Consider the following 13628-nt stretch of genomic DNA (forward strand, 5'->3'; position numbering starts at 1 on the left):
CGCGGACCCCGTTCCGGGCCGGTGTGACCGGCTCCGGGACGGGGTCCGCGGGCAGAGTTGGCGCACAGGCGGGTGCGCGGCGGGGCTTACCGCTCGCCGCGGTCCAGCCAGCCAAGGACGTGCTGCGGCAGGGCGAAAGCCACGAAGGCGCAGGCCAGGCAGACGGCCATCGGCCACGGGTTGCTCAACGTCATGAAGGAGAGGGCGTACAGGCCCGCGGCGAAGATGCCGAAGCAGAGAATGAAGAGCACTGCGCTGACGACGACGTTGTTTTCACCATCAGATACCGGGTGCTTGGACAAGGTTCCTCCTGAAGTTCTGGGCTCAGCTTCAGTACGAGGAAGTGCCTTCAAGGCCCTTCACGATCGCTACCCCTGAACTGGCGCCGATGCGGGTTGCTCCTGCCGCAATCATAGCTTGTGCGTCGGCCAGGGACCGCACGCCGCCGGAGGCTTTCACCCCGAGCAACGGGCCGACAGTGCGGCGCATCAGGGCCACGTCCTCGACGGTGGCGCCCCCGCCGTTGAAGCCGGTGGACGTCTTGACGAAGTCCGCCCCCGCCTCGACCGCGGCCTCGCATGCCAGGACCTTTTGCTCGTCGGTGAGCAGCGCCGTTTCGATGATCACCTTCAGGATCGCCCGCCCCGCGTGCACGGCTTCCGCCACGGCACGGATGTCATCGACCAATGCGCCCTTGTCCCCGGCCCGGGCCGCCGCAATGTTGATGACCATGTCCACTTCGTCCGCGCCGTCGAGGTTCGCCCCGCGCGCCTCGAAGACCTTCACGTCGGTGGGCGTCGCTCCCAGCGGGAAACCGGCGACGGCGCAGGTCAGCACGCCGGTGCCGCGCAGGGCGTTGTGCGCCGTCTTGACCCACACCGGATTCACGCACACCGACTTGAACTTGTACTGCGCGGCTTCGGCGCAGAGCGTGAGCACGTCCTGCTCGCTGGCTTCCGGCTTCAGCAGGGTGTGGTCGATGTAGGAGGCGATGTTCGGGATTTCCGACATGACGGTCCTTTCCGGCTTTGCGGGCCCGGGATCGGGGGAAAGCAACATCTTGTCACACATCCTTTCCGCGCCGGGGCGGCCCTGCGAGCTTGCTCACAAAGTGTTGAGGGTTCAAGCAACGGCCCCCTACTGTCGAAGGCACAGCTTCGCGACGGCGGGGAGCGGTACCTTCAGCACCTGTCCCCGCCGAGCGGATCCTGCAGGGAACAATCCCGTCAACGACGACGCCGGAGGCACCGCAATGTCAGTACCCACCAATTCCGCCCGCTCCCTTTCGTCCTGGCTCCGCCGGACCGTGAATGACAACGTCACCCCCGACCACCGCGCCGAGTGCAGCCGCGCGATGGAGCAGTTCCAGGCTATGGAAGACCACCTCGCGGCCGGCCACTCCGCGCACCTCGCAGCGCACCCCGCGGTGCCCGCGGAGGGCTAGGAACCAGCCGCCCGGCGCCCGCGCCTTCACACGTTCAGCCGGTAGCCCCGTTTGATCACTGTGGCCACAAGGCGCGGGTCCGGCAGCGACTGCCGCAGCCGGCTGATCGCCATATCGAGGGCGTGCTCGCCGGGGGCTTCGGGCAGGAACTGCTGGAGTGCCGCCCGGGGGAGCACCGTCCCGTCCGCATCCACCAGCGCCCGCAGCAGGGCCATCGCGGTGGGCGCCATGTCGGCCGAGACTCCGTTGAGCATCACGGACCGTCCGCGCAGTTCCAGGAGCCCGCTGGCGGTCTCGACCCGCCGCACCTGATGGAGCGTGAGGTGCTCGCACACCAGCCGGATCAGGGCGCCCATCCGGAACCGCGCCGGGATGATCGGGGCCAGCCCCGCGTCCTGCAGCGGCCGCGCAGTGACCGGGCCCACCGCTGCGGGGACGACGTCGGCGCGCATCGCGGCGACCAGCGCGTCGTAGCAGCCCATTTCGTGCGCGGTGCTCCACAGTGCATCGACCGCCGGGGCGCTGGTGAAGGTCACCACGTCCAGCTGCCTGGCGCAGACCGCCTCGATCAGCCGTGGCAGCCGCTCGGCTCCCTCGGGCTTCACCCACCGGTAGGGGGTGACAGTGAGCACCTTCGCCCCGGCGCCGCGCAGCCGCGCGAGCTGGCTGGCGTCGGTGTAGCCGTGCTGCTGGAAGGCGATCGTGCGCCCGGCGACGCCCTCTTCGAGGAGCATGTCCACGAGGGTGGAGGTGCGTTCGTCGTCGCTGATGGCGACGTCGCTCAGGCCCGCCGCGCGCACAGCGCCACGCGCCTTGGGCCCGCGGACGTAGATCCAGGAGGCGTCGAGCGCGCGGACCAGCGCGTCGCCGAGTCCGGCCGCGTCGGCGCCCTCGAGCCAGCGGCGCATGCCGTAGGCCGTGGTGACGACCGTGATGTCCGGAAGGTCGGTGATGACGGCACGCGTGTCCGCAACCAGTTGGATGTCCTCCTCGACGGGGGCAATTTTCAAGGCCGGAGCGTGCAGCACCGAGGCTCCCCGGCGCTCAAGGGCCAGGATCAGGTCCTCGGAGCGCCGGTCGGACGTGACGCCGATCCTGAAGCCGGCCAGCTGGCTGGTGCTGAAGTCCTCGACGGAACGCTTCGCAGGGATGGTCATGATGCGGCCAGCGTATCGGCCAGCGTCCGCAGCTCCGAGCCCGCCGCCTGCCGGACGACGTCGCCGACGACCAGCACCGCGGGGGACTTGCAGCGCGCGGCGCCGGCGGCCGTGACGATGCCTCCCAGGGTGGAAACGGTGGTCCGCTGCGAGTCACTGTAGCCCCGCTCGATGATCCCCACCGGCATGTCCGGCCGCATCCCCGAGCGGCGCAGCCCCGCGGTGAGGTCCGGCAGCGTGTTGACCCCCATCAGCACCACGATCGTGCCGCCGAGGCCAGCCAGGTGCCGGTGCTCGTCGTCGGTCAGCGGTGCGTGGCCCGAGACAACCGTGAACAGGTGGCTCACGCCGCGGTAGGTCACGGGAATGCCGGCCGCCGCGGGCACCGAGATGGCGCTCGTGACGCCGGAGACGACGGTCACGGGCAGGCCCTCGGAGCGGCAGCGGTCCACTTCCTCGCCGCCCCGGCCGAAGACGAACGGGTCCCCGCCCTTGAGCCGCACCACATGATCCCCGGCCTTCGCGCGGGCGACCATCAGGTCCTCGATGGCGCTTTGGCCCAGGGGGTGGTGGCCCGGACGCTTGCCGACGTCGACCAGCTCGGCACCGGGGGCGAGCCGGTCCAGGTTCGCGTGCGGGGCGAGCCGGTCGAACAGGACGACGTCGGCCTCCCGCAGCGCGTCGAGGGCCGCGGCCGTCAGCAGCTTGTCGGTGCCGGGGCCCCCTCCCACCAGGGTGACCGCGCCTCCCGGGGCAGCGGCGGCTTCGCGGGTCGCCGGGATGCCTGCCCGGGCGCAGCGCGCCGCCAGCGGGGCCCAGTCCTGCCCGTCATCGACAAGGGACACCAAAGCGGTCCCGTCGAGCTGGTCCGGCCGCAACCCGGCAGGCGCGCCGATCTCCGCCACGGCCGCACCCGCGGCGAGGTACCGGCGCACGGCGCGTCGGGCGGCCGCGGGAGAGCCGGCGACAAGCACTCTGCGGCCGGTGAGGTCAAGGGTCAGCTGCATCGGTCAGGCCTTTCGGACGGGGATGACGGGGCCGCTCAGGTGCACCGGGCCGGCGGCGGATTCTTCGGCGGTGGCGGGCCGGGGCTGCCCGCGCTCCAGGACGCTGACAATGGTCGGATCGGCCTCGTCCGGGGCGTTGACGAAGGACCGGAAACGGCGCAACCGCTCGGGATCCTTAAGCGTGGCTGCCCATTCGTCCTCGTAGCTGTCCACGTGCCGGGCCATGGCCGCTTCGAGGTCCGCGGCGATGCCGAGGGAGTCATTGACGATGACGTCCCTGACGTGGTCCAGGCCGCCGTCGAGCTCTTCCTGCCAGCGGGCCGTGCGCTGCAGCCGGTCGGCCGTGCGGATGTAGTACATGAAGTAGCGGTCGATGTACCGGACGAGCGTCTCGTCATCCAGGTCCTTGGCCAGCAGCTGGGCGTGGGCCGGCGTGGCACCGCCGTTGCCCCCGACGTACAGGTTCCAGCCGTCCGCGGTGGCGATGACGCCGACATCCTTGCCCCGGGCCTCGGCGCATTCGCGGGCGCAGCCGGAGACGCCGACCTTGAGTTTGTGCGGGCTGCGCAGGCCGCGGTAGCGCAGCTCCAGCTGCACCGCCATGCCCACCGAATCCTGCACGCCGTAGCGGCACCAGGTGGAACCGACGCAGCTCTTCACCGTGCGCAGGCTCTTGCCGTAGGCCTGCCCGGACTCCATGCCGGCGTCGACGAGTTCCTTCCAGATCTCCGGCAGCTGCTCCAGCCGCGCGCCAAAGAGGTCGATGCGCTGGCCGCCGGTGATCTTGGTGTACAGGCTGTACTTCTGCGCGACGGCGGCGATCACGGCCAGCTTCTCCGGGGTGATCTCGCCGCCGGGGATGCGCGGCACCACCGAATAGGTGCCGTTCTTCTGCATGTTCGCCAAGGCACGGTCGTTGGTGTCCTGCAGCGCCCCGCGGCCGGCGTCGAGCACGTACTCGTTGCGCTGGCTGGCCAGGATGGAGGCGACCACGGGCTTGCAGATGTCGCAGCCGCGGCCGGCCGTGGCCACCTCGCCGGTGCCGAAGCGGGCCAGGATGTCCTCGAAGGACGACAGTTCCAGGACACGGACGGCTTCGAAGAGTTCGGGCCGGGACATCGGGAAGTGCTCGCAGAGGGCCTTGGAGACGGCGATGCCGGACCTGGTCAGTTCGGTTTCGAGCAGCTTCTTGAGCATCGGCACGCAGGAGCCGCATTGGGTGCCGGCGCGGGTACAGTCTTTCAGCGCCGCCAGGTCCTGCACCGGCGCCTCCCCCTCGCAGCTGCCGGCGGCGTGGATCGTGTCCCGGATGCCGCCGACGGCGACGTTGTTGCAGGAGCACAGGATCGCGTCGTCCGGCAGGTCGGTTTCCGGCGCCTCACCCCCCGCAGCGGAGAGGTAGGCCCCGGGCTCGGCGGCGAGTTCGCGGCCGAGGAAAGGCCGCAGCGTCGTGTACGGGCCGGCGTCGCCGACGAAGATGCCGCCGAGCAGGGTCCGGGCGTCGCGGGTGGTGACGATCTTCTGGTAGAGCCCGCGCGCCGGGTCCGCGTAGACAATCTCCAGGCAGTGTTCCGTGGCCCCGAAGGCGTCGCCGAAGCTGGCGACGTCGACGCCGGAGAGCTTGAGCTTGGTGGCGGTGTCGAAGCCGGGGAAGGTCGCGCTGCCGCCGAGCAGCCGGTCCACGCAGACCTCGGCCATCGTGTTGGCCGGGGCGACGAGGCCCACGCACTGGCCGTCGAAGTTCGCGACCTCGCCGATCGCCCAGATGTGCGGGGCGGAGGTGGCGCAGCCGGCGTCGATCACCACGCCTCCGCGCGGGCCCACGGCCAGGCCGGTGTCGCGGGCGAGCTCGTCGCGGGCGGTGATGCCGATGGCCAGGACCACCAGATCAGCGTCCAGCCGGGAGCCGTCGGTCAGGTCCACCCCGGTCGCCCGTGCTCCCGTTCCCTTCCCGCCGGAGGGCCCGTCGGAGGGTCCGTCGAAGTGGAAGGCGCTGGGCCGGACACCAAGATGCAGCGTGATGTCCTGCGCCTCGATCAGCCGGCCGAGGGCCTGCCCGGCACCCTCGTCGAGCTGGGCCGACATGAGCCACTTGCCGGAATGGACGACGGCGGAGTCGGCGCCGAGCTTCTGCAGACCGCCGGCCGCTTCCAGCCCCAGCAGGCCTCCGCCGACGACGACGGCGCGGGGGCGCCTGCCGAGTTCCGCCGCGAGCCGCGGCACATCGGCGGCCAGTTGCCGCACGTCGTCGAGCGTCCGGTAAACACGGCACAAATCCGCTCCGGGCACCGGCGGCCGCGCGGCGTCGGAACCGGTGGCGAGCACCAGTTCGTCATAGGGGACGGTCTCGCCGGCAGCGGTGCGCACCCGGCGGCCCCCGGGGTCCACCGCGGTGACGCGCTGGCCGGAACGCAGCAGTACGCCCGGCCGGTCCCAGAACCCGGGCGCGCCGAGGGTGAGGTCCTTTTCCCCGGCCAGAGCCGAGGAGAGCGCGACCCGGTCGTACGGGAACCACTCTTCCTCGGAAAGCACCGTGATCTCGAAGCTGCCGGCGCCGTCCCGGGCGCCCAGGGCGTCCACGAAGCGGTGCGCGGCCGGACCGCCGCCCACCACCACAATTCTGCGGGTGCCCTCCGGGGGCGGTGAAGAAACAGGGTGAATCGCCATGGCCGTTGCCTTTCACGTCGGTCAGCGTGTGCGTCCAGCCTAGGAATCGGCCGTTTCGCCCACATTTCGGCGAGGTAACCTCCCATTAACTTCGCTCACGGACGAGCCCCGGCGGCGTGTGAGGTGTTCTTTACCGACCCGAAACTGCCTCCCGACAGCGGTGAAACATCCGGCTCCTAGCGTTGGAGCATGCCGGCACCCTCGCGGAGACCGGCACCCTCGCGGAAAGCCGGCAACCTCGCGGAAAGGCAGCACAATGACGGAGACCTTGACTGAGACGACGCCCTGGGGACGCGCTGCGCACCAACCGTTCGGCGTGGGCGCACCCCGGCTGTGGCACCGGGTCTGCCGGACCGAGGACCTCGAAGACTCGTGGGGAGAGGCCGCCCTGGTGGACGGCGTGCAGGTGGCGCTGTTCAAGCTGGCGGGTCCTGAGGTTTACGCGGTCGACCAGCGCGATCCCGCCACGGCGGCGGCAGTGATGGCGCGCGGCATCGTCGGCTCCCGGGGCGACCGGCCCACGATTGCCTCGCCGCTGCACAAGCAGGTCTACGATTTGGCGACAGGGGAGTGTTACACCGACCCGTCCCTGCGGCTGCCCACCTTCGCCGTGCGCCTGGCCGACGGGTGGATCCAGGTTTCCCTGGGAGCGGAGGCGGAGGCGGCGGCATGACCCTGGTGATGCCCGAAGCTTGACCGCGGACGCGTCAGTGTCGCCGAACCGGGCAGGATCGTCGCCGAACCGGGCAGGATCGCCGGCAGGTCCTTGAGCTCCGGGAGGGACCTGCTCCGCCGCCCTCGGAGGTTACCGGCAATCACGGCGAGTCTGCTGCCTCGGCCTTCGCCTCAATGCGTGCCTGCGAAGGGGCAGGACCAACGGAAGCCCCCAGGTGAGGAGGGCATGGGACAAGCACTTGCGTGGGCGGACCGCCTCCGCCCTCGAGCCTGGCGATCAGTGCCTCGGCAGCGAGTCTGCCGAGCGCAGCGCCCGGTGCCTCGTAAGTGGTGAGCGGCGGATGCATTACCGCACCTATGGTCGTTGCCGAGGCGATGCCGACGATCGAGATATCCTGCGGTATTTGCATGCCTCGCTCTGGCAGTGCCATCACGAGGGCGAGCGCCGCTTCGTCGTGCATCGCGATGATCGCCGTGGTTTCCGGGTCAGTCCCCAAGATGTCATCCGCCAGCGACATCATCGCCGAGGTGTCGTGCGAGACACGGAATACAGTTCCGCTCAGCCTCTTGGTTGACATGACGGTGCGGAATACCTCCTCGACCCTGACCGGGGGGCTGTACTGGGCGAGCGGAGTTCGACTGAAGTCCTCGATGACGAGGGCGATGTTCGTGTGGCCGAGCGCGGCGAGACGCTCGATCGCGGTCTCGGTTGAATGCTCGAAGTCAATGTCGACATAGTCGATGCCGGTCAGCTCGCGGGTGCGCCCGATGAGCGCGAACGGTGCTTTGGCTTGCTGAAGATAGTTCACGCGTTCGTCCTCGAGCTGCACCTCCATCAGGAGGACCCCGTCGGCCATTCCCGTCTGGACCAGGGATGCGATTTCTGCCGTCGCGTTGCCGCTGTGGATGGGCCAGAGCACGAGATGGTATTCGCGTTCCTCGGCTGCGGCTGCTGCCGAGGCGACGAAGCTGTGATGGTTGTGGTGCTCCAGGAGCGGATAGATCAGAGCGATGGTCCGCGACTTCCTGCTGGCCAGTGCCCTGGCCATGGCGTTGCGGCGGTAGCCGAGTTCCTCGATCGCCTTGGTGATCCGTTCCCGGGTCTGCTGAGAGACCGGTTTGGTGCCGTTGACCACGAATGAGACCGTCGCGATCGAGACGTTCGCCCGAGCTGCCACGTCCTGCATGGTGACCATGATCCGGCCTCTTCCGCTGCTTCGGCCGCGCTGTTTCGCGCCGCTCCTGGGGACAGTATTTCACTTATTTTGGTAAAGCGCTTGACTTGGCCCCGCGCCTGTGACGAGGATTACAACCATTCACCGGCACCAAGGCCCTAGGGTTCTTGGAAAGTTCGGTAAAGCGCTTGACCAATTTTCTCTTCTGATAGTCCAACCCCGAGCGGCCCGCCGCGCGGAACACGAGAACACCTCAAGGGGGCGTCCGCCTTTGCCGACTTCGGCTCAGTTCCGGAGGAGGCACTCGGTAGGCGGGACACCCCTTGAACTTCAGCAACGAAGCAAAGGAGCTTTCTGTGAAGAATTCACGCGTCGTCGCGGCGCTCGCCGGAGCGGCATCGGTCGCCCTCGCGCTGGCTGCCTGCTCATCGGGATCCAGCGCCGCCTCGGGCGGGAAGCAGACGCTGACGGTCGAGGACTATTACACCGCCACGTACGATCCGCTCTACAAGGACTGTGCGGCGCAGGTCGGCGTGAACGTGAATCCAGTGCATGTGGCCGGCGCGGCGCTGATCGCGAAGGTCCTGCAGCAGGCTTCGTCGAGGACCCTGCCCGACGTCCTGATGCTCGACAACCCGGACGTGCAGCAGATCGCCGCGACTGGCGCGCTCGCGCCACTGAAGGACTTCGGCGTCAGCGCGCCGGCCGGTGATGTTCCCTCGGTCGTGAATGCGGGCACGTACAACGGCCAGCTCTACGGCCTGGCGCCAGTGATCAACTCGATCGCCCTGTACTACAACGTTGACATGCTCAAGGCCGCCGGCATCACGCCTCCCAAGACGTGGGACGAGCTCAAGACGGACGCGTCCAAGCTCACCGATCCGGGCAAGGGCGTCTACGGCTTCGCGATGAGCAACATCAACACCTACGAGGGGACGTGGCAGTTCCTGCCGTTCTTCTGGACTAACGGCGGCGACGAGAAGAGCTTGGACAGCCCGGGTGCCCGGCAGGCGCTCCAGCTCGACGTCGACCTCCAGAACGACGGCTCGATGTCGAAGAGCTCGGTCACGTGGAGCCAGCAGGATGTCAACAACCAGTTCCTCGCCGGCAAGGCCGCCATGATGATCAACGGCCCGTGGCAGCTGCCCGCGCTCAACGCCAAGAAGGGTCTGAACTTCGCGAGCGTGCCGATCCCGACCCGCACGGGCGACCAGCAGATCGTCTCCCCGCTCGGCGGCGAGACCTTCAACGTCCCGCAGACCGGCGACAAGACGAAGATGGGCCTGGCGGCCAAGTTCGTCGATTGCATGAACACGCCGGCGATGCAGGTGAAGATCGCAGGGGTCTCGGGCAACGTCCCGGCCCAGGAAGCGGCGGCAGCTGACTGGGCGAAGTCCCACCCGCAGGTGGAGTCTTTCGTCAAGACGGTGAAGACGGCTCGCGCGCGCACGGCGGAACTCGGCTCGAAGTGGCCCACGGCTGCGACCGCCATCTACACGGCAGTCCAGGACGCCCTGACGGGCAAGGCCTCGCCGGCGGACGCCCTCCAGCAGGCACAGGCGCAGAACAAGTAGAGCGGGCCCCCGGGGGCGGGCTCTCCCGCCCCCGGTACCCGATCCGCAAAGGAGCGTGACATGACCTCAGTGAGTGATATGACCCCGGTGGACAGCCGCCTCGACCGAGGGCGCCGCCGCACGGTCAGCGGCGGGACCGAGCCGCGGCGCAAGCCCCGCATCGGGCGCTACGTGGCCCGGTGGCTCTTCGTCGCGCCGGCCGTCCTCTTCGTGCTGGTCTTCTTCGGCTACCCCATCGTGCAGAACGTGATGATGTCGCTGCAGGACTACACGACCACCACCTTCTACACCGGCGAGGCACCGTGGGTCGGCTTCGCGAACTACGTGCATGTCTTCACGAGCCCCTTGTTCACGACGACGGTGCTCAACACCGCGCTGTTCACGGTGGGCTCGATTGTGTGCCAGTTCGCGATCGGCCTCGTGCTCGCGCTGTTCTTCAAGCGGCACTTCCCGCTCGGCGGGTTCCTCCGCTCGCTCCTGCTCCTGCCCTGGCTGCTTCCGCTCATTGCGTCCGCGGCGGTGTGGAAGTGGATCCTGGACCAGGGCTCCGGAGCGCTCAACCAGTTCCTCGGCCTCTTCGGCATCAGCCCGGTGCCGTGGCTCGTGAGCCCCAGCCTGGCGCTGGTCGCCGTGATCGGCGTGAACATCTGGCTCGGAATCCCGTTCAACACCACCATCCTGTACAGCGGCCTGCAGGCCGTGCCGGAGGAACTCTACGAAGCGGCGTCGCTGGACGGTGCGGTGGGGTGGAAGGCATTCCGGTACATCACGTGGCCGAGCATCCGCTCGGTGGTGGGGGTCGTCGTCGTCCTCGGCGTCGTCTACACGCTCAAGGTGGTGGACATCATCCTCGGCCTTACGGGCGGGGGACCGGCCAATTCGACGCAGACGCTTGCGACGTGGGCGTACCAGAGCTCGTTCGTGCAGTTCCTGTTCGGCCAGGGCGCCGCAGTCAGCAACCTGCTGATCGCCGTCTCGCTCGTCTTCGCCCTGGTGTACCTCTCGATGACCCGTAAGGAGGTCGACGAATGACGACGGCGACGCAACCGATCCACGCGCCGGGCGCGGTGCGAAAGGACCGCAACCGGCCCTCGCGGAAATGGCCCATGACCGTGCTGGGGGTCGTCTTCCTGGCCATCATGGTCTTCCCGGTCTACTGGATGATCAACAGCAGCCTGCAGGCGAATTCGGGCGCGGTGAACACGGACTGGTTCCCGATCCATCCCACATTCGCGGGCTACCAGGCCGCCTTCGAACAACAAAGCGGGAACCTCCTAACGAGCCTCATCGTCTCGGTGAGCACCGTCGTGCTGACCCTGGCCGTCGCTACGCCCGCCGCGTACGGGCTGGCACGGTTCAAGATGAGGGGGATGACCGGATTCGTGTTCGTTCTGCTCATCACGCAGATGATCCCGACGATCGTGATCGCGAATGCGCTCTACACGCTCTTCAACAGCCTCGGCCTGCTGAACTCGTACATCGGCCTGATCCTGGCGGACAGCGCGGCGCAGATCCCGTTCTCGATACTGCTGATGCGCGCCTTCATGACCTCAATCCCGTCGACCCTCGTCGAGGCGGCCCTGGTCGACGGCGCGAACAACTTCCGCGCGTTCGTCTCGATCGTTCTGCCGATCAGCAAGAACGCGATCATCACGGCGGCGCTGTTCGCCTTCCTCGGGGCTTGGGGGGATTTTCTGTTCGCCCTGACGTTGACCAGCACCCCGGACGTCCGCCCGATCACCTTGGGCATCTACAACTATCTCGGCGCCAACGTGTCCCAGTGGGGACCGGTCATGGCGACGGCGGTGATCGCATCCATCCCGGCGGGGGTGCTGCTCGTCATCGCACAGAAGTACATTGCGGCCGGCGCGCTCGGCGGCGCCGTCAAGTAGTTCCGCCGGGTGCGGAAACAGGCAACCGTCAGACAGAAGGAGACACCATGAATAACACGGATGGACAACCATTGCGCGTCGTCGTCTGGGGAGAGAACCGGCATGAGCAGGCGGAACCGCGCGTGGCCGAGATCTACCCGGCCGGCATGCACAACGCCATCAAGGAGGGAATCGAGGAGAATCTCGGCGAGCGGGTCAGTGTCACCACCGCGCTGCTGGACGACCCCGAGCACGGTCTCAGCGAGGAACGCCTTGCGCAGACGGACGTCCTGACCTGGTGGGGCCATGCGGCGCACGCCGAGGTCTCCGACGAGGTGGTCGAACGCGTGCACCGGCACGTGCTTGAGGGCATGGGTCTGGTGGTGCTGCACTCCGGGCACTGGTCGAAGATCTTCCAGAAGCTCATGGGCACCACCTGCACGCTGCGCTGGCGCAGCGAAAACGACCGCGAGCTCGTGTGGACGGTCGATCCGACCCACCCGATCTCCCAAGGCGTCCCGCACCCGATCGACATCCCGCAGCAGGAGATGTACGGCGAGCAGTTCGACATCCCGAGACCGGACGAGATCGTCTTCATCAGCTCGTTCTCCGGCGGCGAGGTCTTCCGCAGCGGCATCACGTTCCGGCGCGGCTACGGGAAGATCTTCTATTTCAGCCCGGGCGACCAGGACTACCCGGTGTACCACCACAGGGACGTGCGGCGGGTCCTCGCCAACGGCGTCCAATGGGCGGCCAGCGATCGCCAGAAGCGGGAGATGCCGGTCTTGCTGCGCTACGAGACCGGCGACTTCTTCAACGGCCACGGCTACCAGGGTGCGATGCGCGACAGGGTCGAGCGTTGATGGGCTCGTTCGCTCCGGTGCCGGACGACGGACCGCTTCGCCTCGTCCTCGTCGGGGCAGGAAACATGGGCCGCGCGTGGCTGAGGACAATCCTGGGCACGCCCACCGTGCGCCTCGTCGGTCTGGTGGACCTCGACCTCGACCTCGCGCATCGCGCGGCCACCGAGAATGGGCTCGACGTCGTGGTCGGCGACTCGCTCACCACGGTCGCCGCTCAGTCCGGGGCGCAGGCAGTCGTTGACGTGACCGTGCCGCCTGCGCACCATGCGGTCAACACCGAGGCGCTCATGGCCGGGCTGCCCGTGCTGTGCGAGAAGCCGATCGCCCCGACGGTCGCTGAGACGCTCTCGCTTATCGCGACGGAGGAAGTGTCCGGGCAGCTGCTCATGACGAGCCAGTCCCGCAGGTACTACCCGGCCTTGGCCAAGTTGAAGAGTATGACGGCGACGCTCGGCGACATCGGCATCGTCACCACCGAGTTCTTCAAGGCTCCGCACTTCGGCGGTTTCCGGGACGAGATGGAGCACCCCCTGCTCGTGGACATGGCGATCCACGCCTTCGACGCCGTGCGTTACCTGCTTGACGCCGATCCCGTCAGCGTGGACTGCCGCACCTTCAACCCATCTTGGAGCTGGTACCGCGGCGACGCTGCGGCCAACGCGATCTTCACGTTCGAGGGCGGGACGCGGTATGCGTACGCCGGTAGTTGGTGCAGTCCCGGGCTTGAGACCTCGTGGAACGGGAGCTGGCGTGTCAGCGGGGCCCGCGGCACGGCGGTGTGGGACGGCGACGGCGATCCCGACGTCGCCCATGCCGATGACGGCGGCGCCCCGGCGGGGGAGGTGCCCGCAAACCGTTCGGAGATCGGCGAGGTGCCGGCGATCCGCCCGGAGATCGCGGGAGCGCTCGACGAGTTCGTCTCGGCCCTGCGCACGGGCGAAACCCCCTCCGGTGACGTGCACTCCAACGTCCACAGCCTCGCGATGGTCGAGGCCGCCGTGCTCTCCGCTGCGACCGGGCGCACCGTGGAGCTGGCCGGCGTGCTCGAGGACGCCTACCGTGCAGCCCTCGTGAGCGAGCGTCGCGACGACGTGCGCGAGGCGCTTCGGTCCTGGGGCTCGGCGTCGGCGAGGACCCGAGTAGGCGAGCAGTCGAAGCGTTCCGAACAGAGCCTTGCATGAGAGTCGACGGGGCG

General features: G+C 68.4%; 13 protein-coding genes. 7 read left to right on the top strand and 6 right to left on the bottom strand.

Features of this window, described 5'->3' with window-relative positions; translation table 11 throughout:
• Nucleotides 1–86: 86 nt before the first annotated feature.
• Both KIH31_RS07755 and deoC read right to left on the bottom strand, forming a co-directional pair.
• Nucleotides 87–302 carry a hypothetical protein gene (locus KIH31_RS07755; RefSeq protein ID WP_214426515.1) on the bottom strand — a complete coding sequence of 72 codons (216 nt, stop codon included), beginning with the start codon at nt 300–302 and terminating at the stop codon, nt 87–89.
• A gap of 28 nt (nt 303–330) precedes the next feature.
• Nucleotides 331–1011, bottom strand: coding sequence for a deoxyribose-phosphate aldolase (deoC, locus tag KIH31_RS07760; protein ID WP_214426516.1), 681 nt, complete (start codon nt 1009–1011; stop codon nt 331–333).
• Nucleotides 1012–1252: 241 nt separating this feature from the next.
• Here deoC and KIH31_RS07765 point away from each other — a divergent pair, with 241 nt between their 5' ends.
• Nucleotides 1253–1444 (top strand): hypothetical protein, encoded by a 192-nt coding sequence (locus KIH31_RS07765; RefSeq protein ID WP_214426517.1) that lies wholly within the window; start codon nt 1253–1255, stop codon nt 1442–1444.
• A 26-nt stretch (nt 1445–1470) separates the two neighbouring features.
• Here the strand turns inward: KIH31_RS07765 and KIH31_RS07770 are convergent, their stop codons facing one another.
• Genes KIH31_RS07770 through nirB form a run of 3 tightly spaced genes read right to left on the bottom strand, consistent with a single transcriptional unit; the run spans nt 1471 to nt 6275 of the window.
• Nucleotides 1471–2601 (bottom strand): uroporphyrinogen-III synthase, encoded by a 1131-nt coding sequence (locus KIH31_RS07770; protein WP_214426518.1) that lies wholly within the window; start codon nt 2599–2601, stop codon nt 1471–1473.
• Nucleotides 2598–3608: a uroporphyrinogen-III C-methyltransferase gene (cobA, locus tag KIH31_RS07775; protein ID WP_214426519.1), complete on the bottom strand. Its 1011-nt coding sequence runs from the start codon at nt 3606–3608 to the stop codon at nt 2598–2600. The genes KIH31_RS07770 and cobA overlap by 4 nt, the downstream gene beginning before the upstream one ends.
• Before the next feature lie 3 nt (nt 3609–3611).
• The gene (nirB, locus tag KIH31_RS07780) at nt 3612–6275 is read right to left on the bottom strand and encodes a nitrite reductase large subunit NirB (protein WP_214426520.1); all 2664 of its coding nucleotides are present in this window, start codon (nt 6273–6275) and stop codon (nt 3612–3614) included.
• A gap of 256 nt (nt 6276–6531) precedes the next feature.
• Here nirB and nirD point away from each other — a divergent pair, with 256 nt between their 5' ends.
• Nucleotides 6532–6948, top strand: coding sequence for a nitrite reductase small subunit NirD (gene nirD / locus KIH31_RS07785; protein ID WP_214426521.1), 417 nt, complete (start codon nt 6532–6534; stop codon nt 6946–6948).
• Nucleotides 6949–7090: 142 nt separating this feature from the next.
• Here the strand turns inward: nirD and KIH31_RS07790 are convergent, their stop codons facing one another.
• Entirely contained in the window at nt 7091–8128 is a 1038-nt protein-coding gene (locus KIH31_RS07790) for a LacI family DNA-binding transcriptional regulator (RefSeq protein WP_214426522.1), read from the bottom strand.
• Nucleotides 8129–8481: 353 nt separating this feature from the next.
• Between KIH31_RS07790 and KIH31_RS07795 the strand changes: the two genes are divergently transcribed.
• From KIH31_RS07795 to KIH31_RS07815, 5 genes are read left to right on the top strand one after another with little or no spacing between them, the layout of a single operon-like run.
• Nucleotides 8482–9699 carry a sugar ABC transporter substrate-binding protein gene (locus tag KIH31_RS07795; RefSeq protein WP_214426523.1) on the top strand — a complete coding sequence of 406 codons (1218 nt, stop codon included), beginning with the start codon at nt 8482–8484 and terminating at the stop codon, nt 9697–9699.
• 60 nt (nt 9700–9759) lie between these two features.
• Nucleotides 9760–10731 (top strand): carbohydrate ABC transporter permease, encoded by a 972-nt coding sequence (locus KIH31_RS07800; RefSeq protein WP_214426524.1) that lies wholly within the window; start codon nt 9760–9762, stop codon nt 10729–10731.
• A complete protein-coding gene (locus KIH31_RS07805) occupies nt 10728–11591 on the top strand; it encodes a carbohydrate ABC transporter permease (protein WP_214426525.1) in 864 nt (287 codons plus the stop codon). Before KIH31_RS07800 ends, KIH31_RS07805 begins: the two co-directional genes overlap by 4 nt.
• Nucleotides 11592–11638: 47 nt before the next feature.
• Nucleotides 11639–12433 carry a ThuA domain-containing protein gene (locus KIH31_RS07810; protein WP_214426526.1) on the top strand — a complete coding sequence of 265 codons (795 nt, stop codon included), beginning with the start codon at nt 11639–11641 and terminating at the stop codon, nt 12431–12433.
• The gene (locus KIH31_RS07815) at nt 12433–13614 is read left to right on the top strand and encodes a Gfo/Idh/MocA family protein (RefSeq protein ID WP_214426527.1); all 1182 of its coding nucleotides are present in this window, start codon (nt 12433–12435) and stop codon (nt 13612–13614) included. Before KIH31_RS07810 ends, KIH31_RS07815 begins: the two co-directional genes overlap by 1 nt.
• Nucleotides 13615–13628 lie beyond the last annotated feature (14 nt).

The sequence above is a fragment of the Paenarthrobacter sp. DKR-5 genome (assembly GCF_018531425.1).
In the GTDB taxonomy this organism is placed as follows: domain Bacteria; phylum Actinomycetota; class Actinomycetes; order Actinomycetales; family Micrococcaceae; genus DKR-5.

Excerpts from the sequence above, each read along its gene's own strand:
- KIH31_RS07815 (WP_214426527.1), top strand. The coding sequence starts at position 12,433 with ATGGGCTCGTTCGCTCCGGTGCCGGACGACGGACCGCTTCGCCTCGTC.
- nirB (WP_214426520.1), bottom strand. The coding sequence starts at position 6,275 with ATGGCGATTCACCCTGTTTCTTCACCGCCCCCGGAGGGCACCCGCAGA.
- KIH31_RS07770 (WP_214426518.1), bottom strand. The coding sequence starts at position 2,601 with ATGACCATCCCTGCGAAGCGTTCCGTCGAGGACTTCAGCACCAGCCAG.
- nirD (WP_214426521.1), top strand. The coding sequence starts at position 6,532 with ATGACGGAGACCTTGACTGAGACGACGCCCTGGGGACGCGCTGCGCAC.
- KIH31_RS07810 (WP_214426526.1), top strand. The coding sequence starts at position 11,639 with ATGAATAACACGGATGGACAACCATTGCGCGTCGTCGTCTGGGGAGAG.
- KIH31_RS07805 (WP_214426525.1), top strand. The coding sequence starts at position 10,728 with ATGACGACGGCGACGCAACCGATCCACGCGCCGGGCGCGGTGCGAAAG.
- KIH31_RS07765 (WP_214426517.1), top strand. The coding sequence starts at position 1,253 with ATGTCAGTACCCACCAATTCCGCCCGCTCCCTTTCGTCCTGGCTCCGC.
- KIH31_RS07800 (WP_214426524.1), top strand. The coding sequence starts at position 9,760 with ATGACCTCAGTGAGTGATATGACCCCGGTGGACAGCCGCCTCGACCGA.
- cobA (WP_214426519.1), bottom strand. The coding sequence starts at position 3,608 with ATGCAGCTGACCCTTGACCTCACCGGCCGCAGAGTGCTTGTCGCCGGC.
- deoC (WP_214426516.1), bottom strand. The coding sequence starts at position 1,011 with ATGTCGGAAATCCCGAACATCGCCTCCTACATCGACCACACCCTGCTG.